This is a genomic window from Amycolatopsis sp. NPDC004378, from assembly GCF_053602455.1.
Genome location: NZ_JBSGDR010000015.1, coordinates 118,996 through 141,742, shown reverse-complemented (window position 1 = coordinate 141,742; position 22,747 = coordinate 118,996). Strand labels below are relative to the sequence as shown.

Here is a 22,747-nt window from a genome sequence, read left to right as displayed (position 1 = left end):
GACTCGGGGACATGGCAGTGATGACCTCCGAGGCCCGTCCGACCACCCCGCCCTCCGGCCGCCACGCGCTCGTGACCCGGGCCGCGTCCCGCACCGCCGTGCTGGCGGCGAGCGCGGCCGGGTTCGCCCTCGCGTTCGTCGCGGCCTATCTCCTGTTCGTGCGGACGGAGGCCGGCCGCGGCGTCGAGAACGGCGTCGTCCGCAGCGCCCAGTCCGCGGGGACCACAGTGGACTGGGCGGCCCCGCTGCGTGACGTCGACCTGGTGGCCGTCCTCGGCGGCGTCGCGGTGCTGCTGGTGGTGCTCGCCCTGGCCCGGCGGCGCCTCGCGCTGGGCGTGACGGCACTGGCGCTGCTCGCTGCTCCCCTGGTGGTGGCGCAGTTGCTCAAGCTGTACGTCCTCGACCGCCCGGTGACGGGCGAGCGGTTCGGCGTCGCGAGCCACAACAGCTTCCCGAGCGGCCACGTCAGCGCGGCGATGGCGGTGCTGGTCGCGCTGGCGATCGTCCTGCCGCGCCGCTTCCGCAGGCTGACGTTCGTGGCGGGCGGCCTCGGCGTCGCCTGGGTCTCGGCGGCGGCGGTCGCCCTGGGCTGGCACCGCCTGAGCGACACCATCGGCGGCTGCCTGCTGGTCGCCGCGGTCACGTGCACGGGCGCGGCGGTGGTCTCCGCCCGCCGCCCCGACGGTGACCGGGTCCCGCCGGTCCCGGTCCTGTGCGGCCTGTTCGCACCGGCGGCCCTGGTGCTGGCCGGGTATTGGGTGCTGAGCACGGCGACGTCGGGCGCGGCCCAGTTCGTCGCAGCGATGGTCTTGGCGGCGTTGTCGGCGATGGCGGTGGTGCTGCTGCTGGCCGGGCCCCTGCGCCGGGTGACGTTTGACCCGGCCGAGGCTCGGGTCCGGCGGATTCGGCGCCGCTGACCGGGCTTGGTACTCGGGTGTCGGTCGCCCGGTCGGCGGGCGGGTTCGCGATCGTGGGGCTGGCTCGCGGGTCTGGGAAGGGCGGCTCGCCAGGTCAGCGGCCAGGCCCGCGGGTCTGGCGGGGGTTGGTTCCGGGCATCTCCCGTGATTGGCGGGGTATCTCGCGTGATTGGGCGGGCATCATGCGTGATTGGAGAGGCATCACGTGTGATTGAAGGGGCATCACGTGTGATTGGCCGGTCGACACGGGTGGCGGGCCAGTTTTGGTGGATTGGACCGCGACAGGCGTCGGTGGGCGGCTTAGCGTCGGGGTTGTGCATCCTAGGCTTGCCGAAGACCTGAAGTCCTTGCCCGAACTTCTTGATGCCGCGCGGAAACTTGCCGGCGAGGCGCTGGACGGGCTGTCTGAGCGGGCTGCCGCTGTTCCGCCCGGCGATGTCGTTCGCGCGCCTTTGCCGCGTGAAGGGGTTGGTGCGCGTGGGGCGCTGGAGGAGTTTTCGCAGCGTTGGGAAGGCGGCTTCGCGGGGAGCGCCGGGCCGCGGTACCTCGGGTTCGTCACCGGTGGTGCGACTCCGGCGTCGCTGGCCGGTGACTGGCTCACCGCCACCTATGACCAGAACCCAGCCAGTGGCATGGATTCCTCGGCGCAGGACCTGGAACGCGAGACGGTCGGCTGGCTGGCCGAGTTGTTCGGGCTCGGCCCGGAGTTCTCCGGCGCCTTCGTCACCGGGGCTACGATGTCCACCGTCACCGGCCTCGCCATCGCCCGCGAATGGCTCGGCGAGCGCGCCGGGGTGGCGGTGTCCGACGACGGCGCCGCGGCGCTCGGCCCGGTCACCGTGCTGTCCGGCTCGCCGCACTCGAGCATCCTGAAAGCGTTGTCGTTCCTCGGGATGGGCCGTTCGGCGCTCCGGAAGGTGCCGGTGCTCCCGGACCGCGAAGCCGTCGACGTGGCGAAACTCGCCGAGGCGCTCGACGAGCAGGACGGCCCGATCGTCGTCGTCGCGAACGCGGGCACGGTGAACACCGTCGACTTCGACGACCTGCGCGCGATCGCCGCGCTCAAGCAGCGGTACGACTTCTGGCTGCATGTCGACGCCGCGTTCGGCGGCTTCGCCGCGCTGGCCCCGCAGCACGCAGCGCTGACCGCGGGCCTCGACCAGGCCGACTCGGTCGTCATCGACCTGCACAAGTGGCTCAACGTGCCCTACGACTCCGCCGTCCAGTTCACCCGCCGCCGCGACCTGCAGCTGCGCGTGTTCGGCAACAACGCCGCCTACCTCGGCGAAATCGGCGACGACCCGGACTTCCTGCACCTCACGCCCGAGAACTCCCGGCGGCTGCGCGCCCTCCCGGCCTGGTTCTCGCTCGTCGCCTACGGCCGGGACGGGCACCGTGAGATCGTCGAGCGGTGCGTCGCCCTCGCCCGGGACCTCGGCGCGCGCCTCGACGGATCGCCGCGCTGGCGGCTGCTCGCACCGGTGCGGCTGAACGTCGTCTGCTTCGCCCCGGCCGCCGGGGGTGACGTCGACGCCCTCGTGCGTGCCATCGCCGAGGACGGGACCACCTTCTTGACCCCCACCGTGTACGACGGCCGGCCCGCCCTCCGGGCCGCCTTCAGCAACTGGCGGACGACCACCGCCGACGTCGACCGCGTGTTCGCCGCGCTCGAGCGCGTGGCCGCCGGCTAGCTGCGGTCCGACTTCGGCATCAGGTACTTCCACGGCGAGGCGCCGGCGCCCAGCTCGCACGGCACGTGCACCAGGGCCGGCCGGCCCGCGGCGAACGCCTTCTCCAGCGCGCCGCGCAGGTCGTCCGGGGTGCGCGCGGTGAGGCCGAGCGCGCCGAACGTCTCGGCGAGCCGCGCGAAGTCCGGGTTCCGCAGCCGCCCGCCGAGCGCCCGGCCCTCGAACAACCGCTCCTGGTCGAGGTGGACGTTGCCGTAGTAGCCGTTGTCGAACACGACCGCCACCACGTTCAGCCCGTACTGGACGGCCGTCGCGAGCTCCTGGGCGGCGAACATGAAACCGCCGTCCCCGGTCACCGAGACCACCGGGCGGTCGGGGAACGCCGCCTGCACGCCGAGTGCCGTCGGATAGCCGAAGCCGAGCGTGCCCTGGTGGCCGCACGTGACGAAGGTGCGGGGCGAGTAGACCTCGAACCCGAAGTAGGACGCGAAGCCGACCTGGCAGATCTCTTCGACGAAGAAACCGTCGCGGGGCAGCACGTCCCGGATCGCCTGCAGGTACTCCAGCTCCGGCCCGACGTCCGCGAAGCGTTCGGCCACGGTGGCCTTCACCGCCGTGAACTCCTCGGTCCGGTCCGTCCTTTGTGGACCTGCGGCCTCGGTCAGCGCGGCCGTCGCGTCGGCCGCGTCGGCGACGATCGCGACGTCCGCCGCCAGCCGGGTCGCCTGCCGCGGGTCGATGTCGAGCAGGACGGTCTTCAGCCCGGCGGGCTTTTCCGGCCAGCGGAACCACGACAGCTCCATCCGCGACCCGATGCCGATCACGACGTCCGTCTCGGCCCACCGTTCGAACCCGGAGACGCAGGTGAAGCCCAGCGGGTGGTCGTCGCCGACGATGCCGCGCCCGCCGCGGAACGGCACCACCGGCGCCTGCAGCCGTTCGGCCAGCGCCCGGACCTCGGCGGCCGCGTGCCGGGCGCCGCCGCCCACCATGATCATCGGGTTCTTCGCACCGGCCAGCAGTTCCGCCGCCTCGGCGACGGCGGCCGGGTCGACGGCCGGCCGGGGGAGCGGGCGCGGCCCGGCGACCGTCGCGGGAGCGCGCAGGCCCAGGACGTCCCACGGGACGGCCAGGGACACCGGCCTCGGCCGCCCGCCCGCCGCCTCCCGGAACGCGGTCGCCAGCGCGTCCGGCACCTCGACCGGGTGCTCCACCAGCGCCGACCACTTGGTCATCGTCCGGAGGGTGGCCAGCTGGTCGGGCATCTCGTGCAGGTGGCCGAGCCCGCGGCCGAGGTAGGCGCGCGGGATCTCGCTCGTGAGGCACAGGACCGGCGCGCTCGCACCGTACGCCGAGAGCAGCGCGGCCGACGCGTTGAGGACGCCGGGACCGGGCACCACGGTGTAGACGCCCGTCCGCCCGGTCGCCTGGGCGTAGCCGAACGCCATGTAGGCGACGGTCTGCTCGTGCCGGGCGCCGATCACCCGGATGGCGTCCCCCGCGCGGGCCAGGCTGTCGAACAGGTCGTAGGTCTGCACGCCGGGCAGGCCGAAGACGGTGTCCACGCCGTGGGCCCGCAGCCCGTCGACGATCAGGTCGGCCGCGGTCGGCGCGGGCTGGGGGATCGGCATCGGCACGGCCTCCTGGGCGTCGTCCGTCGGCAGGACCATATATGGTTTCCTACATGATCAGCGCGTCCTCGGGAAGACCGGTCACGAAGTCCCAGCTGGCCTACGAGACGATCAAAGCCAGGATCCTCGACGGCCGCTACGGGCCCGGGTACCGGCTGGTGCTCGACCAGATCGGCCGCGAGCTCGACGTCAGCGCGGTGCCGGTCCGCGAGGCCCTGCGCCGGCTCGAGGCCGAGGAGCTGATCCAGTTCGAGCGGAACGTCGGTGCCCGGGTGGTGGCCATCGACCCCACGGAGTACCGGCACGCGATGCAGACCGTGGCGATCGTGGAGGGGGCGGCGACCGGTCTCGCCGCGCCGTTGCTCACGCCGGAGGCCCTGACGCGTGCCCGTGCGCTGAACGAGCGGATGCGCCGCAGCCTCGCCGAGTTCGACCCCTTGGCCTTCACCGCGCTGAACGCCGAGTTCCACGAGGTGCTGTTCGGCGCCTGCCCGAACCCGAACCTGGTCGACCTGGTGCAGCGCTGCTGGACCCGTCTCGCCGCGGTCCGCGACAGCACGTTCGCCTCGGTGCCGGGGCGCGCCCCGAAGTCCGTCGAGGAGCACGAGCGCCTGCTCGAGCTGATCGAGGCGGGGGCCGATCCGGCGGAGGTCGAGGGGTTCGCGCGGGGGCACCGGCTGGCGACGCTGGACGCCTATCTCGCCCGGGCGAAGTGAAGGCTTGCCCGGCGTGGCCGGGAGGTGCCAGGGTCGGGAATGCCGATCTTCCCCGCGCCTGACGGGACCGCGCTCGCCTGCCGGCTCCTGGGTTCCGGTGGCGAGCCGCCCCTGGTCTGTCTCCCGGGCGGGCCGATGCGGGCCGGGGCGTACCTCGGGGAGCTCGGCGGGCTGGCAGCCCGGCGCCGGCTCGCTGTGCCGGACCTGCGGGGGACCGGGGAATCCGAAGAACCCGCCGACCCGGCGACCTACCGGTGTGACCGGCAGGTCGAGGACGTCGAGGCGCTGCGCAAGCACCTCGGGCTCGAGCGGTTCGACCTGCTGGGGCACTCGGCCGGGGCGAGCCTGGCCGTGCTGTACGCCGCCCGGTATCCCGGACGGCTGCGCCGGCTCGTGCTCGTGACGCCCAGCCCGCGGGCCGTCGGTTTCCCGCTGTCCGTCGGCGAACGACGGCTGATCATGGCCCGGCGGGCGGGCGAGCCCTGGTTCGCCGCGGCCGCCGCGGCCTACGAGGCCATCGCCGCCAAGACGGCGACCAGCGCCGACTGGGCGGCCGTCGCGCCGATGTACTACGGCCGCTGGGACGACGCCGCCCGGCGGCACCAGGCCGCCGAGCCCGGTCAGCGCAACGGCGTCGCCGCGCGCGCCTTCAACGCCGACGGTGCCTTCGAACCCGAAGTCACGCGAGCCGCTCTCGGTGCGGTCGAGGCTCCGGTCCTGGTGGTCGCCGGCGAGCTGGACTGGATCGCCAGCCCGGCCGTCGCGGCCGAGTTCGCCGCGCTTTTCCCTGCCGGCCGCGTGGCCGTCATGCCCGGCGCCGCGCACTATCCCTGGCTGGACGACGGGCCCGCGTTCGTCTCAGCCGTGGCGGGTTTCCTGGCCTGAACCCGGGTTCCGGCGCGGCTTGATGCGGACGGCCGGCAGCTCCGGCGCGGGGAGGCGTTGCGGGGTGCCCGTGTAGCCGTCGACCTTGCCGAACTGGTCGGATTCCGCCTGCCACGCCTCGCGGAAGGCGGCGATCTCCTCGTGGGTCCGGCCGACGAAGTTCCACCACATCAGGATTTCTTCGTCGAACGGGGTCCCGCCGAGCAGGAGGAACCGGGCGGGCGCCGTGCCTCGGTTGCTCAGCGTCAGGGAGTGCACGCCGATGCCGACGTAGCCCAGTTCCGCCGCGCGGACACGGGTGCCCGCGACGACCACGTCGCCGGTGTCGACCAGGACGCCGTGCTCGAAGCGCGGGTCGACGCCGAGGGACATGTGAGCGTCCGGGCCTAGGACGATTTCCGCGCCCAGCAGCGGGGTGAACGTCGGGATCGGGGACGTGCGCCCGGCCAGCGAACCGAGGAACACCCGGATTTCGGCGCCCTCGATCCGGTTCACCGACGGCACGTAGTGGTCGAAGGCCCGCGCCGTGTGCCGGTGCCGCTCGGGCAGCGCGACCCAGAGCTGGACGCCGTGGAGCGTCTTCGTGGCCGCGGTCGAGACCTCCGAGTGGCAGATGCCGTGCCCGCCGGTCATCAGGTTCAGCTCGCCGGGGCGCACCATCGCGTGGGTGCCGAGGCTGTCGCGGTGCTCGATTTCGCCGGCGAACAGCCAGCTCACCGTCTGGAGGCCGGTGTGCGGGTGCGGGGCCACGTCCATCGCGCCGGCGCCGGCGACCTCGTCCGGGCCGTAGTGGTCGGCGAAGCACCAGGCGCCGATCAGCGAGCGGGCCCGCTGGGGGAGGGTGCGCCGGACCCGCATCGCCCGCGGGCCGCCCAGGGGGACCTCGCGCGGGGTGAGGATCTCGACGGCCGGGCGCTCGGGGTCGGCGGCCGTGGGCCGGTCGCCACAGGCGAGCTCGGCGGGGGCTGCCTCGGTGTTGCTCATGGGCGCCACGGTAGTCGCGTCGGCCGGGGAGGCTCGGGTGGTGCGGGCTCGGCCGGCGCCGCGATTCCTTCTGGAGTTGTCAAGCTTCGGGGCCGCCGGGGGTCAGGCGGCCGTTTGCTGGTGCTGGGCCGAGACGATTGCTTGGCCGTCGGCCGTCAGGATCGCCGGGACCAGCTCGCCCGGGAGGCCGGGGCGGGCCGCGCGGACCAGGCCCAGGTGGGCCAGCGCGTGGGCCGCGAACTGGTCGCCGCACGACAGGCCGTCGATGAACAAGTCCGGTTCACTGCTGCAGGACACCCGGCCGCGGCCCGCGCCGACCGCTCGCAGCATCGCCAGCATCCGGTGGTTCGGCACGGCCGGTGATCCGGTCCGTTCGTTCCCGTTCATCTCGGTCCCTCCGCTCGTGGTTCGACCTCTGTCTGCTCATGCGTCGAACCAGCTGACGGGATTTCGACAGCGCGTCCGGAATCGGTCGGGCCAGTGCGTCCCGTCCATCGTCAGCGCCACCGGTCGAGCCCGGGTCGACTTCCCGTCAACGGGCTTTCGAACGCCGGGCGTGACCGGATGGGAGTCAGAACGGCGGCGATTCGGAGACGGCCGGTTCCGGCGTCCACGGACTGCCCGGCTCCCCGGCCACCGCCCGGACGGCCTTGGTCACCTGCGCCGTGGCGTAGCGCAGGGCCGGGCCGACCTCGTCGACGTCCAGCTCCGTCACGGTGCGCTTCTCGCCCTCCTTCGTGTCGTACGACCGCTGTCTCAGCCGGCCCTGGACGACTACGTGCGCTCCGCGGCGAAGCGACTCCGCGACGTTCTCCGCGTACTGCCGCCACACGCTGCAGCGCAGGAACATCGGTTCGCCGTCGCGCCAGGCCCCCGAATCGCGGTCGAACGTGCGGGGCGTGGACGCGACCGTGAAGTTCGCGACCGCCGCGCCGGACGGGGTGAACCTCAGCTCCGGGTCGGTCGTCAGGTTGCCGACCACGGTGACCAGCGTTTCGCCTGCCATCGGTCTCCTCCTTCTCCAGCGGGTGCGGGGTGCACCGCTCTCGCCGACGAGGAGAGCACGGGGGTCTGACAATTCCGGTCCGGGCGACGAGATGCCGACACCCGGCCGGGCTGGTTTCCTGCCGCCATGCCGACGGCGTTTCAGAAGGAGCTGGTCACGCTCGCCCACCGGCTGGCGGACCTGTGCGCACTGGTCGCGAGCGCGCTCGAAGAGGCCACGCGGTGCGCGCTCGAAAGTGACCACACGCTGGGCGGACGTGCGCGGGAACAGGCTTCGGCGGTGGACTCGCTCGGGGCCGCGTGCGAGGACCAGGCGTGTGCGCTGCTGGCCCTGCTCGCGCCGCGGGAGGGGGACGTGAAGGCGGTCGTCGCCGCCGTCCACACCGCTGCCGATCTCACTCGGATGGGTGGACTTGCGCGGGAGGTCGCGGAGTCGCGGGGACCCGTGCCGTCGGCGGCGCGGCCGGTGCTCGCCCGGCTCGGGGCGCACGCGGTGGACGCCGCTCGGGCGCTGCGGGAACTGCTCGCGGGCGGGGATGCTGCCGGGCTTGATGAGGCGGTCGCGCTCGCCGGTGCTGCCGAGAAGGAGCTGCGGGCGTGGGCGGAGAAGCGGGACTGGCCGGGTGGAGCCGGGGCCGCGGTCGATGTGGTGCTGCTCGGGGCCGCGTGTGGTGGGTTCGCGAGGATCGCGGCTCGGATTGCGCGGCGGACCGCGGGGTTCGCGCCGGTCGGTGCCTGAGGTCGGCGGGCCGCGGTGATCGGCTGGGCGCGATCGCGGTGGCCCGTTGCGATGGGTTGGGTGCGCGGGGGTCCGTGGTGACACACGGGTCGTGGGTTGCGATGGCGCCGTGCTGGGCGTGATTTGGCTCGATTGGTGGCCGTTTGTCCGGATTGGACAGCTCGGCCCCGGGCGTCGGCGTGCGCCGGGCCCGGGTGCCGAGCGTCGGGTGGGTCAGTTGCCCTGGTTGGGGTGCTGGCCCTGCTGCGGGTACGGCTGCTGGACGCCCTGCGACGGGTGCTGCGGCTGCGGGAAGCCCTGCGGCTGCGACGGGTGCGGCGACGGGAAACCCTGCTGGGGCATGCCCTGCTGCGCGGGGAAACCCTGCGCCGGGGAAGCCTGGGCCGGGAAGCCCTGAGCCGGGGACGCCTGCGCCGCGGATTCCTGCTCCTGCAGGCGGACGGCGTCCTCCTTCGAGATGCGGTTCTCCACCCCGCAGAACGTGCACTGCGCCGAATACTTGACGCCGATCGGGAAGAGCGGGATGAAGAACAGCGTGAACTTCGTGACCGCCTTGCGGACCGAGTGCGACGCCGGGTTGCCGCAGCGGCCGCACAGGAAAGTGGTCATCGCCAGTACGTAGACGCGTGTGCGCCAGCCCCAGATCAGCATCGGTGCTTCTTTCTCCCAGTTCGTCTCTTCGCGGCGCAGCCTCGCACACCGGCGCGCCGCCGCGTGGTGGTTTCGGGGAACTCGGGGACTAGATTGTGATCATGCCGAGCGATTTCGCCCTCAAGACCATGAACGCCGTGCACCGCGGCCTGATCAAGCTCACCGGCGGGCGGGTCGGCTGGCACGCCGCCATGCCCGTCCTGGAGCTCACCACCGTCGGCCGCAAGAGCGGGCAGCCGCGGTCGGTTCTGCTCACCTCGCCGCACCAGGACGGGGACACGCTGGTCGTCGTGGCCTCGCGGGGCGGGGACGACACGCACCCCGCGTGGTTCCTCAACCTGCGTGACAACCCCGAGGTCGAGGTGTCGCTGAAGGGTGCGCCGAAGCGGCCGATGCGCGCCCGCGTCGCCGACGCCGACGAGCGCGCGAAGCTCTGGCCGAAGATCGCCGGCGACTTCAAGAACTACGCGCAGTACCAGACGAAGACCGAGCGCGAGATCCCGCTCGTCTTCCTCGAACCGCGCTAGTTCCGCGCGGTCAGGTACTCCGGGTCCGGCCCGGGGATCGGCTGGTCCGGCACGCCCTGCAGCAGCGTGCTCATCGCGTGGAAGTACGGCGGCGCGGCGACCGTGCCGCCGAACGCGCCGTGACCGCAGTTGCCCAGGTGGACCGGCGTGCCCGGGCAGATCTCGCGCGGGTGCGAGCCGTCGGCGAAGACCATCGACGACACCGCGTAGCCGTCGACGCCGCCGACGAACGCGACCGACTCGCTCTGCTGCGTCGTGCCCGTCTTGCCGATGTCGGGACGCGTCCAGCCGGCTGCGTGGGCGGCCTCCGCCGACGTCCCGCTCGTGGTGTCCTTGCTCAGCCCCGCCTCGAGGGTGTTCGCGACGCCCGTCGGGATGACCTGCTCGCACGCCTGCTGCGGCACCGGGACGGCGTTCCCGTTCCGGTCCGTGACCGACAGGATCGGGTTCGGCGGGCACCAGACGCCGCCGCTCATCAGCGTCGCCGAGACGTTCGCCATCTCCAGAGGGCTGACCGGGCTGTTGCCCAGGGTGAACGACAGCAGGTTCTGGAAGTACCGCGACTGCGGCTGGCTGTACTGGGGGTTGCTCGAAGCCGGGTTCGGCGCGGCTCCCGCGTCGTTGGTCGCGAGGGTGTTCCGCAGCCCGAGCTTGTAGGCCATGTCGAGCACCGCGGGCATCCCGACCTGGCTCTCGAGCCCGACGAACGCGACGTTCGGCGACGTCGCCAGCCCGTCGGCGAGGCTGATCGGGTCGGCGTAGTGGCCGTCGTTGTGGACCGTGTAGCAGGCCGCGTGCGAGTCCGGCACCGGGAAGCACTGGCTGTCCGGGTTGGGCAGCGGCGTCTCGAGACCCGCCTTGCCCGTGACGAGCGCCGCGGCCGAGGTGAAGATCTTGAACGACGAGCCCGCGCCGAACTCGTTGCTCGCGTCGGCCACGATGTCGGTGGACGTCTCGCCCTGCGCCGGGTCCGTGCCGTAGTTCCGGTTGGCGACCACGGCGAGCACCTGGTGGCCCGTCGAACCCGGCTGCACGACGGCGAAGGTGTTCGCGACGCCGTCCTGGGTGGTCGGCACGTTCGCGTCGACGGCGTCCTTCGCCACCTGCGAGACGCGCGGGTCGAGCGTGGTCTTGATCGTGTACCCGCCGGTGGCCAGCCGGTCCGCGGTGAACCCGGCGTGCACGAGGTAGCTTTCCGCGTAGGCGCAGAAGAACCCGGCGTCCGGCGCCGCGCCCATGCACGTCGAGGACGGCGCCACCGGCCCGTTCGGCAGCACGCCGAGCGGCGCGCCCTTCGCCGTCGCGGCGTAGGACGCCGGGATGGAGCCGTTGGCGACCATGTCGTCGATGACGAGGTTGCGCCGCTGCGTCGCCTTGTCCGGGTGCGTGTACGGGTTGTAGACGCTCGGGTTGTTCACCATTCCGGCGAGCAACGCGGCCTGCGGCACGGTCAATTTGTCCGCTGTCGTCCCGAAGTAGGCTTTCGCCGCGGCGCCGACGCCGTACACGGTGCCGCTGAATTCCACGACGTTCAGGTAATCGGCGAGAATGTCGTCCTTGCTCATCGTGTCGTTGAGCTGGACGGCCATTTTCGCTTCCCGCAGCTTGCGCGCGACCGAGTCCTCGCGGTCGGCGGCCTGGGCCACCGGGTCGGTCCGGTCGACGACGTTCACGAGGTAGTTCTTGACGTACTGCTGCGAGATGGTCGACGCGCCCTGCAGCGAGCCGCCGGCGCTGTCGTTGATCGCCGCGCGGAGCATGCCCTGCACGTCGACGCCGCCTTCGGTGTAGAACCGGCGGTCCTCGACCGCGATGATCGCGGCCTTCATCGTCGTCGCGATGCCGGCCGCGGTGACCGGCAGCCGGTACTGCGCGTACAGCGTCGCGATCGGGGTGCCGTCGCGGTCGGTCACCGTCGTGGTCAACGGCGGGTCGGCGGCGGCGAGCTGCGCGGAAATGGCGTCCACCGAATCACTGACCTGATTCGACAACAGGCCCGCGCCGATGGCCGCGGGAGCCACCGTGCCCGCCACCAGAATTCCGGCGAGAACGCACAATACGACCAAAGAGGCCAGGCGAGGGCGACCATTCACGAAACCGAGATTAGCCATCCGGGAATGAAGCCTCCGTTCGGTGAGACATGTGCCTCACCGGGCCAACCTGCCGAGCAGAGCGGACGCGACGGCGATCGCGGCGACCGTCGCCGCGGCCAGCACCCCGAAGTCGAGCCCGAGGTGGGCGGGCGTGCCGATCAGCAGCCCGCGCAGCGCGTCGACCTGGTAGCTCAGCGGGTTGACGTGGCTGAGCACCTTCAGCCACGACGGCATCAGGTCGACCGGGTACAGCGCGTTGGAGCCGAAGAACAGCGGCATCGTGATCGCCTGGCCGATGCCCATCAGCCGTTCCCGCGACAGCACGATGCCGGCGATCACGATGGACAGGCAGCAGAAGAACGCCGACCCGAGCACGAGCACGACGGCCATCGCGAGCAGCTTCAGCGGGTTGACGGTCAGCCCGACGCCGAGGATCGCGGCCAGGACCAGCACCATCAGCGCCTGCACGAGCGCGCGGACGCCGGCGGCGAACGCCTTGCCGGCGACGAGCGCGGCCCGTGGGGTCGGCGTCACCAGGAGCTTGGAGAGCACGCCGGCGTCGCGTTCCCAGATGATCTGGATGCCGTAGAAGATCGAGATGAACAACGCCGACTGCGCGAGGATGCCGGGCGCGAGGTAGTCGAGGTACGGCGTCGAGCCGGTCGGGATCGCCCGGATCCGGGTGAACGTCTCCCCGAAGATCAGCAGCCACAGCGCGGGCTGGATCGCCCTGGTGAGCAGTTCGGTCTGGTCGCGGCGCAGCTTCTGCAGCTCCACCAGGCACATCGCGCCGACGCGCGCGGCGAGGATGCGCAGCTGGCGCAGCGGTCCGGGGTCAGCCGAGACGGCGGGCGGTGCGGCGAGCGGCACGGACACTGCGGATCCCTCCTTCGTCGGATTCGAGGCGGTCGCCGGTGACCGCGCGGAACACGTCGTCCAATGTGGACTCCGGGCCGAGGTCCGCTTCGAGCTCGGCGGGCGTGCCGAGCGCGCGGATCCGGCCGGCGTGCATGAGCGCGACGCGGTCGCAGTACTGCTCGGCCTCGTCCATGTAGTGGGTCGTGACGAGCACGGTCATGCCCGTGTCGGTGCGGATCTGCGTGATCCGTTCCCAGACGGCCGAGCGGGCGACGGGGTCGAGCCCGATCGTCGGTTCGTCGAGGATCAGCAGCCGCGGTGAGCTGACCAGGGCCTGGGCCAGTTCGAGCCGGCGGATCATGCCGCCGGAGTAACCCTTCGCGACCCGGTCGGCTTCGCCCGCCAGCCCGACGAGGTCCAGGGCACGCCGCACCTCGCCGTCGCGCCGGGCGCGGGGGACGTCGAAGAGCCGCGCGAACAACGCGACGTTCTCGCGGCCGGTCAGCGCGCCGTCGGCGGAAAGCTGTTGCGGCACATAACCGATCAGCCGGCGCACGGCCATCCGGCGGCGCGCGACGTCGACGCCGAAGACCGTGATGTGGCCGGGTGCGGTGGGCAGCAGCGTGGTGATCATCCGGAGGGTGGTGGTCTTGCCCGCCCCGTTCGGGCCGAGCAGGCCGAACACCTCGCCTTGGCCGATTTCCAGGTCGACGCCGTCGACGGCGCGGGTCGTCCCGAACGAGTGGCTGAGCCCGGTGCACCGCACCGCGGGTTCGGTCATGGCTGCTCCTTCAGGATGCCCATGAGTTTTTCCAGTGCCGGCAACGCGTGTTCGATCGCCTCGATGTCCTCTTCGGACAGTCCGGTGAGGGCGCCGGCGACGATCCCGGTGCGGGCGAGCCGCAGGGTCGCCATCCGCTCGCGCGCCGCGTCCGTGATCTCCAGCCGGGTCGCGCGCCGGTCGGCCGGGTCGGGTTCACGGCGCAGCAGACCGGCTTCGTCGAGTTGGTTGACCAGCGTGCTGACGGAGTTGGCGGCCAGGTGCAGCTCGCGCGCGGCGGCGGCGACGCCGATGCCGGGGTGGTCGGCGACCACGCGCAGGACCTCGACCTGGGCGCCGGGCAGGGGGTAGTCCGGCACGTCGGCGCGCACCCGGCGGCGCACCACGCGGCGGATGCCCTGGACGGCACCCAGCAGCCGTTCGGCGAGTTCGGTCATGTCCCCAAAGTAGCTCTGACTCAGATCTATTAGCAATGCTAAATGTCTGGTTGGGGAAGAACGCGGGGGAAGATCCGGATCAGCCGCGCGCGGCTTCGGCGAGCGCCAGGCCGAGCAGTCCGGGGAAGCGCGCGTCGAACTCTTCGCGACGCAGGGCGTTCAGGCGTTGCGTGCCGCTGTCCCACTGCTTGAGCAGGCCGGCCGCGCGAAGGATCTTGAAGTGCCGTGACGCCGCGGGCTTGCTGACCGGCGGCATGATCGCACCGCACGACTGACCGGGCTCGCGGGCGAGCGCGGCGACCATGGCGAGCCGGTGCGGGTCGCGCAGTGCCTCGAGGGCCTCGGGGAACGTGACGTCCTCGAGGGCCGGGTGCTCCAGGGGGGTCGCGGTGCGGCTGGCCATGGTCCGAGTATCCCCGGTTGCCCCGGTGCGGGCCGCTGTGCCATGGTCGATGTTAGCCAATCGATTAACATGAGGAGGACGCGGTGCACGTCTACCGGTCCCACGCCGGCCGTCTGGTCCGGCTGGAAGAACCCGTTCCCGAGCCGCAGCGCGGCGAGGTGCTCGTCCGGGTCCGGGCGACGTCGCTGAACTACCGCGACCTGCTCATCCTGCGCGGCGACCACTTCACCAACGGGCCGGGGGACCTGATCCCGGTCTCCGACGCCGCGGGCGAGGTCGCCGCCGTCGGCGAGGGTGTCACGCGCTTCGCGACCGGCGACCGCGTGCTCGACGCCTTCCACTCGAACTGGATCGGCGGCCGCCTGCCCGCCGCGGAAACCCTGCGCGGCTACGGCAACGCCCAGGACGGCTGGCTCGCCGAGTACCGGGCCGTCTCCGAGAACGCGCTCGTCGCGCTGCCGGACTCGCTGACCTACGAACAGGGCGCGACGCTGCCGTGCGCCGCCGTCACGGCGTGGACCGCGCTCAACGGCGCCACGCCGCTGAGCCCGGCCGACGTCGTGCTCACCCTCGGCACCGGCGGGGTTTCCCTGTTCGCGCTGCAGCTGGCCAAGGCGAACGGCGCGCGGGTCGTCGCGACGACGTCGAGCCCGGAGAAGGCCGAAAGCCTGCGGAAGCTCGGTGCGGACACCGTCATCGACTACCGCGCGACGCCGGAGTGGGGCAAGGCCGTGCTCGACGCGACCGGCGGCCGCGGCGCGGACCGGATCGTCGAGGTCGGCGGGCCCGGCACGTTCGCCCAGTCCCTGGTCGCGGCCGGCACGCACCACGCCGAGATCGCGCTCGTCGGGTTCGTCGGGGCCGAGGGCCCGCCGGTGGACTACATGGACCTGTTCCGCAGTGGCGCGACCATCCGGAAGACCTGGGTGGGCAGCCGGGACGACACCGAGGACCTCGTGCGGCGCCTCGCGGTCCGCCCGATCGAGCCGGTCATCGACAGCGTTCACCCGTTCGAGGACGCGGACGCGGCGTTCCGGCGGTTCGAGAGCCGGGAGAACTTCGGAAAGGTCGTGGTCTCGGCGCGTTGAGGCGAGCGGGATACCGCTGATCGGTGGAACCTGCGTTCGGATGACCGTTCGCCGTCGCGGTGCTGCCGTTCGCCGCGTGACCGTCCGGTTCCCGTCCGGAACCGGCGGCCACGGGCGCATGCTGTCCTTTCCGACCCCGCGTCCCCGCGCCTGACGTCCACTGTGGACATTGCCAGTGCGCCCGGCCCGGCGGTCTTTCTCTACCCGAGATAGGACACATCGTCGTGACCCTGCTGGACAGCAAGCTCGTCCGGTGCTGGACGTCCCGCCCGCACCTGCAGTCCCTCTACACGCTCGCCGCGGCCGGCCCGCGGGTGCGCGCCGCGCTCGGCCTCGCGCCGACCGGCGGCGGCACCGTCGGCTTCAAGGTGGACGGGGACGCGCTGGCCCGCACCGAAGCGGAGCTGATCGCCGCGACGTCGGCGCGGCTGCCGGTGCACCCGCTGGTGACGCAGGACCTCCACGGCCGCTCGACCGTCCGCTGCTGGCGCCGCAACCGCGACCTGCGCGTGCTGACCAGCGACCTGGTGGACGTCGCGGACCGGCTGGCGCGGGCGGGCTACGGCGGCTGCCTGCGGTCCGCGACGGTCGAGTTCGCCGAGCCGGACGGCCGCCGCGAGCGGAAGCTCGCGCTGGTCTACCTGTTCGACCGCGGCACGTTCCACGCCGCGGCGGCGCCCGGCACCGGGCCGTTGGACCACGCACTGGAGCTTCGCGCCCGCGCCGCGCTGCACGGCGCGATGCCGCTGGAACCGCACGCGCACCGCCGGTTCGTCGTCTGACGGTTCACCCCGGGGAGATGACGCCGGCGGGGCCGGGCACGGCAAGCTGGAGCCGACGACGACGGGTGAACGTCGTCCATCGGGCGTAACGGGGCTTTGCGCCTCGCACGTCCCCGGGTGACGATGAGGTGCCGGCGTGGAGTGGCGCCGGGCCGAAGGAGGCCCCATGGCGGGTTCCCCGTGGACGTGTGCGCAGTGCGGCGCGGTCAACGACGGCGCCGCACAGCACTGCCGCATCTGCACGGGCCTGGCCCCCGGCCGGGCCCGCGCGCGGGCGCTGTGGGTCCTGCTCACCCTGATGCTGGTCGCCGCCGTCGCGGTGGTCGGGGTCCTGCTCTTCGCCGGACGCTCGAAGCCGGCGCCGGCCGCGTCCGGGCCGTACCCGGCCTACACCACGCCCGTGCTGCCGACGACCAAGACCGTCGTCACGACGGCGAACGGCTTCACCCCGCCGATCACGCCCTCGACGACGTCGACATCGGCGACGCCCGAGGGCAAGCCGTGCCCGGGGGACGCCGCGCGCTACCTGCCGGGTGGCGAGGGGACGGCGCTGCTCGTCGCGCAGACCGCGCGGTCGCTCGTCACGATCTGCCGCGTCCCCGACGGGCGGGTCTTCTACGACGGCCAAGCGCGCGGGCAGGCGGCCTCGGACGACACCCACATCGTCCTGCCGGCCGAGGCATCGGGAGACGGCTTCGTCGCGAAGAACGGCGAATACCGCTACACGGTCGGCGGCGGGAGGCTCGTCGTCTCGGTCGGGGACAAGGTGCTTTCGGACGACGAGCTGACCACGGTCGGCTGATCCGGGTACAGCTCGTCCACCGGCTCCGCGTCGAACCCGAGGTCGGCGCGCATCCGGGCGCGCATGACGCGGTAGCCGCGCTGGCCGGCGTCCCAGGCGCCGCGCGTCTTGCCGCTGTCGTCGTCCGGGTCCAGCAGCATCGCGGCCAGCCGCATCCGGGGGAGCGTCGCGTCGCTGACCAGCCGCCGGACCGCTTCCGGCGCGTGCAGCACGACCGGTCCGAGTGCGTGCTGGGCCTCACTGCGGACCTCGCGCAGCTCGGTGATCTGGTGCTCGTCGAGGGCGTCACCGGACTCGCGGACCGCGCGGGCCTGGAACAGCACGCCGTCGAACGCTTCGAGGACCCCCATCAGCTGGGCGTAGGCGTCGGCGCGGGTCTCGTGCGTCCGGGCTTCGCGTTCGCGCTGCCAGCGGCGCTCCTCGCGGGCCGCCTCCTCGGTCATCCGCTTCGTCTCCCGCCGCCCCGCAAGCACCTGCGTGAGGATCACCCCGGCGAGGCCGAGCAGCGCGACGACGACCGGTATCCACACCGGGACCTGAGAACCCACGCGCGCACCCTATCGAGCACGCTCACGATGTGGGAGCGCCGCCGCGGGCCCGGCGGTTTTGCGCATCCTGGCGGGATGGGATCTCCGCTCGACAACCCCACGTGGGCTTCGCTGTCCGGCCCCCACGCGCACTTCGCGGAACGGCAGGGGCGCGTGCTGCGCTACCCCGAGGACGTCGCCCCCTTCCTGGCCCTGCCGGACGACCCCGGCGAGCAGGACTGGCGGGACGTCGCCGAGCTGGCCGGGCCCGGCGCGACCGTCGTGCTCGCGACCACCGCCGCCGCGCGGCCGCCGGCCGGCTGGGAGGTGCTCGACGTGATCCCGGGCGTCCAGCTGGTGGACGAGGGGGTCGCGGCCGCGCCGGAGCCGGAGGCCGTGCGGCTGGGCCCCGCGGACGTGCCGGAGATGCTCGACCTCGTCGAGCGGACGAAGCCGGGGCCGTTCCGGAAGCGGACCGTCGAGCTCGGCACGTACCTCGGGATCCGCCGCGAGGGCGCGCTGGTCGCGATGGCCGGGGAGCGGCTGCACCCGCCCGGCCACACCGAGATCAGCGCCGTCTGCACGGATCCGGCGTACCGCGGGCAGGGCCTGGCGACCCGGCTGGTGCTCGCGGTGGCGGCGGGCATCCGCGAACGCGGGGAGACGCCGATGATGCACGCGGCGGCGAGCAACACCTCGGCGATCCGGCTCTACCTCTCGCTCGGGTTCGCGCTGCGGCACCGGCCGGACTTCGTCGCGGTGCGCGTGCCGCTCGTGGTCGCGGTCTAACCGACCACGGATTCGAGGCCCAGCTCGTCGAGGCCCGCGTAGACGTCCGGGCGCCGGCTCCGCAGCCACGCCGCGAGCCCGAGCCCGCCCGCCGCCGCGACGGCCAGGAGCCACGGCAGCAGCGCGATCGCCGGCGCGTCCGATCCGGCCAGGGTGGGGAAGTTGAGGACCGCCAGCGCCGTCACGGCGATCAGGCCGATCCCGCCGAGGCCGGGAGCGACCGCCGTGCGCCAGATCCGGGGGTCGCGCCGCTTGCGGAAGAACGCGACGACCGCGATCCCGGCCAGGGCCTGCAACGTGATCACGCCGAGTGTGCCGATGCCCGTCATGCTGGCCGTGAGGTCGGCGAGCGGGTCCAGCCCCGCCAGCGCGTACCCCGCGGCGATGAGCGTCGCGAGCCCGATCTGCGTCCCGCTGGCGACGTACGGCGCGCCGTTGGCCGCGTTCGTCCGGCCGAGGACAGCCGGCAGGACCCGGGCCCGGCCGAGCGCGAACAGGTACCGCGTCGCCGAGTTGTGCAGGGCCAGCAGGGCCGCGAACAGGCTGACGACCAGCAGCAGCATCATCACGTCGGTGAGGAACGAGCCCAGGTACGTCCGGCTGATCGAGAAGACCAGATCACCGGTCGAGAGGTGGTCCTGGGCGGTCTTCCCGGCTTCGGCGACGCCCGTCGCGCTGACGATCGCCCACGTCGTGAAGGCCGCGAAGACGCCGATGAGCACGATCGCCGTGTAGGTCGCGCGGGAGATCGTCCGGCGCGGGTCCCGCGCCTCTTCGCTGAACAACCCGGTGGCCTCGAACCCGACGAAGGCGTTGAAGGCGAACAGGAACGCGATCCCGACCGAGCCGCCGAAGACGACGCCGGGGGAGAACGCGTGGACGTCCAGACCGGTCCGGACGGCGACCGCGACGTCGAGCACGAGCAGGATCGAGACCTCCAGGACGAGCGAGACGCCGAGGACCTTCGCGCTGACGTCGACCCCGCGCCGGCCGAGCGCGAACACCGCGGCGGCGGACAGCAGGCTCCACAGCTGCCACGGCGTGTGCCACCCGAAGACCTGCTCGACGACGTTCGCCGTGAAGAACCCGCTCGTGCCGACCGCGCCGGCGACGAAGCAGTTGTAGCCGAGCAACGCGATCAACGCGGCGACCAGGCCGAGCGGGCGGCCGAGTCCCTTGGTGACGTAGACGTAGAACCCGCCCGCGCCGGTGACGACCTTGCTCATCTGCGCGTAGCCGACGCCGAAGAGCACGAGGATCACCGCGGCGAGCAGGAACGCGCCCGGCATGCCGCCGCCGTTCCCGAGCGCGATGCCCAGGGCCGCGATGACGACGATGCCGGTGAGCGGCGCGACGGCCGCCAGGACGAGGAAGACGACACCGGCCGTGCCGAGTGCGTCGCGGCGCAGCGTTCCGGCCATGGTGAGCTCCTCCCGCGGGTGGCTGTGCGGGAATCGTGCGCCGCCCAGCCGCTCGCGGTCTTGCCCGCCAGCGCACTACCGTTGTCTAGCTCGGCACCCACATCGTCACGCGGGTGCCGCGGCCCGGCTGCGAGTCCACCGTGCCGTGCCCGCCGACCTCGGCCAGGCGCGCCACGATCGACTGGCTGATACCGAAGCCCGGCGGCCGTTCGCGGACGTCGAAGCCCTGGCCTTGGTCGCGCGCGACGACCGCGATGCCGCCGTCGCGTTCCTCGACGCGCAGCACGACCTGCTTCGTCCCCGAGTGCTTCACGGTGTTGCGCAACGCTTCCCGCACCGCTTCGCACATCGCGGTGCGGCGGTCCTGCGACAGCTTGTCGTCGTCGGCGAAGTCCGCGGCGACGAGCTGGGTGCGCAGGCCGTCGCGCGCCATCTCGGTCGCGACGTCGGCGAGCTCGACGGCGAACCCGCGCGCGGTCCCGTTCGGCACCGGTTCGGTGATCCGGCGGCGGATCTCGGCGGCCTCCGCCTTCGCCACCGACCGCACTTCGGACAGCCGGCTCACGGCGTGCGTGTCGTCCCCCGGGGCGGTGATGGCCAGCGCTTCCAGGGTCTGCAGCACGCTGTCGTGCATGATGCGCCGGGTCCGGCGGCGCTCGGCCTCGCGGCCGCGCCGGATCCCGATGTCCACGGCGAACCGCGTGCCGGCGCCGAGCAGGATGAGGATGCCCGCGGCCAGCACGATCGCCACCGCCAGCGCGATCATGCAGCCGATCGACCGCGTCACCGAGAGCGGGTCGGTCAGCGGCAGGCCGCCGGCCAGGGTGAGCGCGGCGCGGAGCGGGACGGCCGCGACCAGCAGCCACAGCGCCGACGGCAGCCCGGACGTGCCCGCCCACATGGCGACCGCGCCGACCAGCCAGGTCCAGGAGACGTCGACGGCGAACGGCTGCACCGCCGCCGGGGCCGTCGCGGCGACAGCGAAGTTGAGCGCCACGCCGACGGCCAGGTCGAGGGCGAGGGCCCGGCCGGTCATCCGGGCGCGCAGCCCGCCGGAGCGCAGCACCCAGGCCACGGCGCCGGCGTTCGCCGCCACGGCGAAGAGGGTCGCGGCCAGCACCGGCCCGAGCCCGAGCCGCCCGTTGGCCGCGGTGAAGCCGATGAACACCTTGACGAACGCCGCGATCCGGTAGGTCAGGGGCACGACGACCCAGTAGCGCGCGGCGCGGGCGAGCGTCGCGTCCCCGATCGCGGTGAGGTCACCGTTCTCGTCGGGGGGCTCGGCCGGTTCCGCGGGTGTGCCGCTGCGCAACAGCGTGCGAACGAGCGCGCGCGGCGGTGCGGCAGAGCCCGCCTCGGGCATCGGGGTCCCCATTTCGTCCGGCCGTCCGGGCGGCCTGAGCCTGGCAGCGCCGCGGGGGCCTCGTCAACTGCCCAGGACGGGGTCCAGCCCGGTGGAGCAAGGGGACTGGTCCGGTCAGCAGCGGGCGCCGCTCAGTAGGCGTGGAACATCGTGTCCTCGCCCGCGTACTCCACCCAGCCCGGTGCCCCGGTGGCGGCGAAGCGGTACCACGCGCTGTTGAGGTCGCGGGCCAGCTCCCGCGGCGCGTGCTCGCCGACCAGGCCCTGGGGGCCGGACATCGGGCCCAGCGCGTCGAACACGAAGGGCAGCTCGAGCCCGTGGCACGCGCCCAGCCCGCCGTCGAGCAGCGGCGAGCCCCACTCGAACTCGTACCGGAAGGTCCGGCCGGCGTGGTGCTCCGCCAGGTCCCGCACGCCGTCGCGGAAGACCAGATCGGTCAGGGCCGCCACCAGGACCTCACCCGCCGAGCGGTCGGAGCCGAGGCCGTAGCGCTGCAGCACGCCGGCCGGGTCGGGGTGCGACACCGCCAGCGACGCGACGGCCTGGTCGTCCGTGACCGCTTCGAGCACCCCGGTGGGCACCAGGTAGAGCCGCATCTCCTCGCTGCAGCTGCCGACGACCAGGTCGACGTCGCGGCCCGCGCCCGCGCGGATCGCCTTCGCCGGGTGCTGCGGCAGGACGTCGTCGCCGACCACCGGGAGGAACGGGCTGAGCCCGTACCCGCGGTCGTACCCCAGGGCGTCCCGCAGGTCGGGCGCGCCACCCGGCCGCAGCACGGCGTCCTGCGCGTCCAGCAGTTGCTCGGTCGACACCTTCCGGAACGCCTCGGCGGTCGGTTCGGCCTTCAGCTCGTCGGCGATCACCTTGGCGAGCCGGCGTGCCTGGACGCCGTTGCGCACCATGTCCGGGTGTCCACTCTGGACGATCGCGCGGCGGAAGAGCCCTTGGGAGAGCGGGGAAGCGAGGAGGCAGGCGACGCTGACCGCGCCGGAGGCGGCGCCGAAGAAGGTGACCTTGGCGGGGTCGCCGCCGAACCCGGCGATGTTCTCCTGGACCCACCGCAGCGCCGCGAGCTGGTCGCGCAGCCCGAGGTTCGTCGTGCCGCCCTCCAGCGGCAGAAAGCCGTCGACGCCGAGCCGGTACTGCACGGTCACCAGCACCGCGCCGGCGTACCCGAACGCCGTGCCGTCGTAGACCGGCGCCGACCCGGTGCCGCCGAGGAACGCGCCGCCGTGCACGAACACCAGCACCGGCAGGCCGGCCGCGCCGAGCTGCGGGGTCCAGACGTCGACCGTCAGGTACTCCGGGCCCGGCCGCCAGCCGGTGCCGGCGAGCGGCGCGAGGTCCAGCCCGGGCACGTCGTGACGGCGCTGCGGAGCGGTCGGCCCGGGTCTTCTCGCGTCGCGGACCTCTTCCCAGGGTGGCGCCGGGACCGGTTCGGCGAAGCGCAGGTCGCCCTCGGGCGCGGCGGCGTACGGGATGCCGCGGAACAGCGCGAAGCCGGCGGCGGTGACCTGACCGCGGACCGCGCCGGACGTGGTGGGGACGACGGGGTCGGTCATGCCGGGAGGTCCCTTCGTGGAAGATCGGGGGAGCGCCCGTCAGCCTAGGACCGGGGACGGGCCGCCGTCATGGGCGAACCGTCGCGGGAGTTGTCGCG

At 73.1% G+C, this 22,747-nt stretch carries 24 protein-coding genes; 10 read left to right on the top strand and 14 right to left on the bottom strand.

All coding sequences use genetic code 11. The annotated features are described in order from the left end of the window. The first annotated feature begins 11 nt into the window (after positions 1 to 11). On the top strand, positions 12 to 917 hold the full coding sequence (locus ACWEN0_RS34520) for a phosphatase PAP2 family protein (RefSeq protein ID WP_451983324.1): 906 nt from the start codon (positions 12 to 14) through the stop codon (positions 915 to 917). 581 nt (positions 918 to 1,498) lie between these two features. Next, on the top strand, positions 1,499 to 2,608 hold the full coding sequence (locus ACWEN0_RS34515; RefSeq protein ID WP_451983529.1) for a pyridoxal phosphate-dependent decarboxylase family protein: 1,110 nt from the start codon (positions 1,499 to 1,501) through the stop codon (positions 2,606 to 2,608). On the opposite strand, the gene ACWEN0_RS34510 is transcribed toward ACWEN0_RS34515, so the two are convergent. Next, a complete protein-coding gene (locus ACWEN0_RS34510) occupies positions 2,605 to 4,275 on the bottom strand; it encodes a thiamine pyrophosphate-dependent enzyme (protein WP_451983321.1) in 1,671 nt (556 codons plus the stop codon). The two genes, ACWEN0_RS34515 and ACWEN0_RS34510, sit on opposite strands and share 4 nt — an antisense overlap. A 2-nt stretch (positions 4,276 to 4,277) precedes the next feature. Here ACWEN0_RS34510 and ACWEN0_RS34505 point away from each other — a divergent pair, with 2 nt between their 5' ends. Both ACWEN0_RS34505 and ACWEN0_RS34500 read left to right on the top strand, forming a co-directional pair. Then, entirely contained in the window at positions 4,278 to 4,952 is a 675-nt protein-coding gene (locus ACWEN0_RS34505) for a GntR family transcriptional regulator (RefSeq protein WP_451983318.1), read from the top strand. A 39-nt stretch (positions 4,953 to 4,991) separates the two neighbouring features. Beyond that, positions 4,992 to 5,837: an alpha/beta fold hydrolase gene (locus ACWEN0_RS34500; RefSeq protein ID WP_451983316.1), complete on the top strand. Its 846-nt coding sequence runs from the start codon at positions 4,992 to 4,994 to the stop codon at positions 5,835 to 5,837. On the opposite strand, the gene ACWEN0_RS34495 is transcribed toward ACWEN0_RS34500, so the two are convergent. The 3 genes from ACWEN0_RS34495 to ACWEN0_RS34485 all read right to left on the bottom strand — a co-directional run bounded on the left by ACWEN0_RS34495 (position 5,811) and on the right by ACWEN0_RS34485 (position 7,827). Next, on the bottom strand, positions 5,811 to 6,821 hold the full coding sequence (locus tag ACWEN0_RS34495; protein WP_451983313.1) for a pirin family protein: 1,011 nt from the start codon (positions 6,819 to 6,821) through the stop codon (positions 5,811 to 5,813). The genes ACWEN0_RS34500 and ACWEN0_RS34495 overlap by 27 nt on opposite strands. Before the next feature lie 102 nt (positions 6,822 to 6,923). Continuing rightward, positions 6,924 to 7,208, bottom strand: coding sequence for a hypothetical protein (locus tag ACWEN0_RS34490; RefSeq protein ID WP_451983310.1), 285 nt, complete (start codon positions 7,206 to 7,208; stop codon positions 6,924 to 6,926). Between the two features lie 184 nt (positions 7,209 to 7,392). After that, positions 7,393 to 7,827 (bottom strand): single-stranded DNA-binding protein, encoded by a 435-nt coding sequence (locus ACWEN0_RS34485; RefSeq protein WP_451983307.1) that lies wholly within the window; start codon positions 7,825 to 7,827, stop codon positions 7,393 to 7,395. Between the two features lie 126 nt (positions 7,828 to 7,953). Here ACWEN0_RS34485 and ACWEN0_RS34480 point away from each other — a divergent pair, with 126 nt between their 5' ends. Further along, positions 7,954 to 8,565, top strand: coding sequence for a PhoU domain-containing protein (locus ACWEN0_RS34480; RefSeq protein ID WP_451983304.1), 612 nt, complete (start codon positions 7,954 to 7,956; stop codon positions 8,563 to 8,565). A 213-nt stretch (positions 8,566 to 8,778) separates the two neighbouring features. Here the strand turns inward: ACWEN0_RS34480 and ACWEN0_RS34475 are convergent, their stop codons facing one another. Further along, positions 8,779 to 9,216, bottom strand: coding sequence for a zinc-ribbon domain-containing protein (locus ACWEN0_RS34475; RefSeq protein ID WP_451983301.1), 438 nt, complete (start codon positions 9,214 to 9,216; stop codon positions 8,779 to 8,781). A 101-nt stretch (positions 9,217 to 9,317) separates the two neighbouring features. Between ACWEN0_RS34475 and ACWEN0_RS34470 the strand changes: the two genes are divergently transcribed. After that, positions 9,318 to 9,743 (top strand): nitroreductase/quinone reductase family protein, encoded by a 426-nt coding sequence (locus ACWEN0_RS34470; protein WP_451983298.1) that lies wholly within the window; start codon positions 9,318 to 9,320, stop codon positions 9,741 to 9,743. On the opposite strand, the gene ACWEN0_RS34465 is transcribed toward ACWEN0_RS34470, so the two are convergent. The 5 genes from ACWEN0_RS34465 to ACWEN0_RS34445 all read right to left on the bottom strand — a co-directional run bounded on the left by ACWEN0_RS34465 (position 9,740) and on the right by ACWEN0_RS34445 (position 14,315). Beyond that, complete coding sequence (locus ACWEN0_RS34465; protein WP_451983295.1) at positions 9,740 to 11,854, bottom strand: transglycosylase domain-containing protein; 2,115 nt, start codon at positions 11,852 to 11,854, stop codon at positions 9,740 to 9,742. The two genes, ACWEN0_RS34470 and ACWEN0_RS34465, sit on opposite strands and share 4 nt — an antisense overlap. Before the next feature lie 36 nt (positions 11,855 to 11,890). Beyond that, entirely contained in the window at positions 11,891 to 12,712 is an 822-nt protein-coding gene (locus tag ACWEN0_RS34460; RefSeq protein WP_451983292.1) for an ABC transporter permease, read from the bottom strand. After that, positions 12,672 to 13,475, bottom strand: coding sequence for an ABC transporter ATP-binding protein (locus ACWEN0_RS34455; protein ID WP_451983289.1), 804 nt, complete (start codon positions 13,473 to 13,475; stop codon positions 12,672 to 12,674). Before ACWEN0_RS34455 ends, ACWEN0_RS34460 begins: the two co-directional genes overlap by 41 nt. Next, positions 13,472 to 13,912 (bottom strand): MarR family winged helix-turn-helix transcriptional regulator, encoded by a 441-nt coding sequence (locus ACWEN0_RS34450; RefSeq protein ID WP_451983286.1) that lies wholly within the window; start codon positions 13,910 to 13,912, stop codon positions 13,472 to 13,474. The genes ACWEN0_RS34455 and ACWEN0_RS34450 overlap by 4 nt, the downstream gene beginning before the upstream one ends. Before the next feature lie 79 nt (positions 13,913 to 13,991). Beyond that, positions 13,992 to 14,315: an ArsR/SmtB family transcription factor gene (locus ACWEN0_RS34445; RefSeq protein ID WP_451983283.1), complete on the bottom strand. Its 324-nt coding sequence runs from the start codon at positions 14,313 to 14,315 to the stop codon at positions 13,992 to 13,994. Positions 14,316 to 14,398: 83 nt separating this feature from the next. Here ACWEN0_RS34445 and ACWEN0_RS34440 point away from each other — a divergent pair, with 83 nt between their 5' ends. The 3 genes from ACWEN0_RS34440 (at position 14,399) to ACWEN0_RS34430 (ending at position 16,987) form a co-directional block, all read left to right on the top strand. Beyond that, positions 14,399 to 15,403, top strand: a complete 1,005-nt coding sequence (locus tag ACWEN0_RS34440) for a zinc-dependent alcohol dehydrogenase family protein (RefSeq protein ID WP_451983280.1) — start codon at positions 14,399 to 14,401, stop codon at positions 15,401 to 15,403. A gap of 224 nt (positions 15,404 to 15,627) precedes the next feature. Next, positions 15,628 to 16,185, top strand: a complete 558-nt coding sequence (gene pspAB, locus ACWEN0_RS34435) for a PspA-associated protein PspAB (RefSeq protein WP_451983277.1) — start codon at positions 15,628 to 15,630, stop codon at positions 16,183 to 16,185. Between the two features lie 166 nt (positions 16,186 to 16,351). Then, positions 16,352 to 16,987, top strand: a complete 636-nt coding sequence (locus ACWEN0_RS34430; RefSeq protein ID WP_451983274.1) for a hypothetical protein — start codon at positions 16,352 to 16,354, stop codon at positions 16,985 to 16,987. On the opposite strand, the gene ACWEN0_RS34425 is transcribed toward ACWEN0_RS34430, so the two are convergent. Further along, the gene (locus ACWEN0_RS34425; RefSeq protein WP_451983271.1) at positions 16,906 to 17,535 is read right to left on the bottom strand and encodes a hypothetical protein; all 630 of its coding nucleotides are present in this window, start codon (positions 17,533 to 17,535) and stop codon (positions 16,906 to 16,908) included. The genes ACWEN0_RS34430 and ACWEN0_RS34425 overlap by 82 nt on opposite strands. A gap of 75 nt (positions 17,536 to 17,610) precedes the next feature. Between ACWEN0_RS34425 and ACWEN0_RS34420 the strand changes: the two genes are divergently transcribed. Then, entirely contained in the window at positions 17,611 to 18,303 is a 693-nt protein-coding gene (locus ACWEN0_RS34420; RefSeq protein WP_451983268.1) for a GNAT family N-acetyltransferase, read from the top strand. Here the strand turns inward: ACWEN0_RS34420 and ACWEN0_RS34415 are convergent. The 3 genes from ACWEN0_RS34415 to ACWEN0_RS34405 all read right to left on the bottom strand — a co-directional run bounded on the left by ACWEN0_RS34415 (position 18,300) and on the right by ACWEN0_RS34405 (position 22,649). Then, positions 18,300 to 19,724 carry an APC family permease gene (locus ACWEN0_RS34415; RefSeq protein ID WP_451983265.1) on the bottom strand — a complete coding sequence of 475 codons (1,425 nt, stop codon included), beginning with the start codon at positions 19,722 to 19,724 and terminating at the stop codon, positions 18,300 to 18,302. The genes ACWEN0_RS34420 and ACWEN0_RS34415 overlap by 4 nt on opposite strands. An 85-nt stretch (positions 19,725 to 19,809) precedes the next feature. Further along, positions 19,810 to 21,087, bottom strand: coding sequence for a sensor histidine kinase (locus ACWEN0_RS34410; protein WP_451983262.1), 1,278 nt, complete (start codon positions 21,085 to 21,087; stop codon positions 19,810 to 19,812). A 131-nt stretch (positions 21,088 to 21,218) separates the two neighbouring features. Further along, a complete protein-coding gene (locus ACWEN0_RS34405) occupies positions 21,219 to 22,649 on the bottom strand; it encodes a carboxylesterase/lipase family protein (RefSeq protein ID WP_451983260.1) in 1,431 nt (476 codons plus the stop codon). Positions 22,650 to 22,747 lie beyond the last annotated feature (98 nt).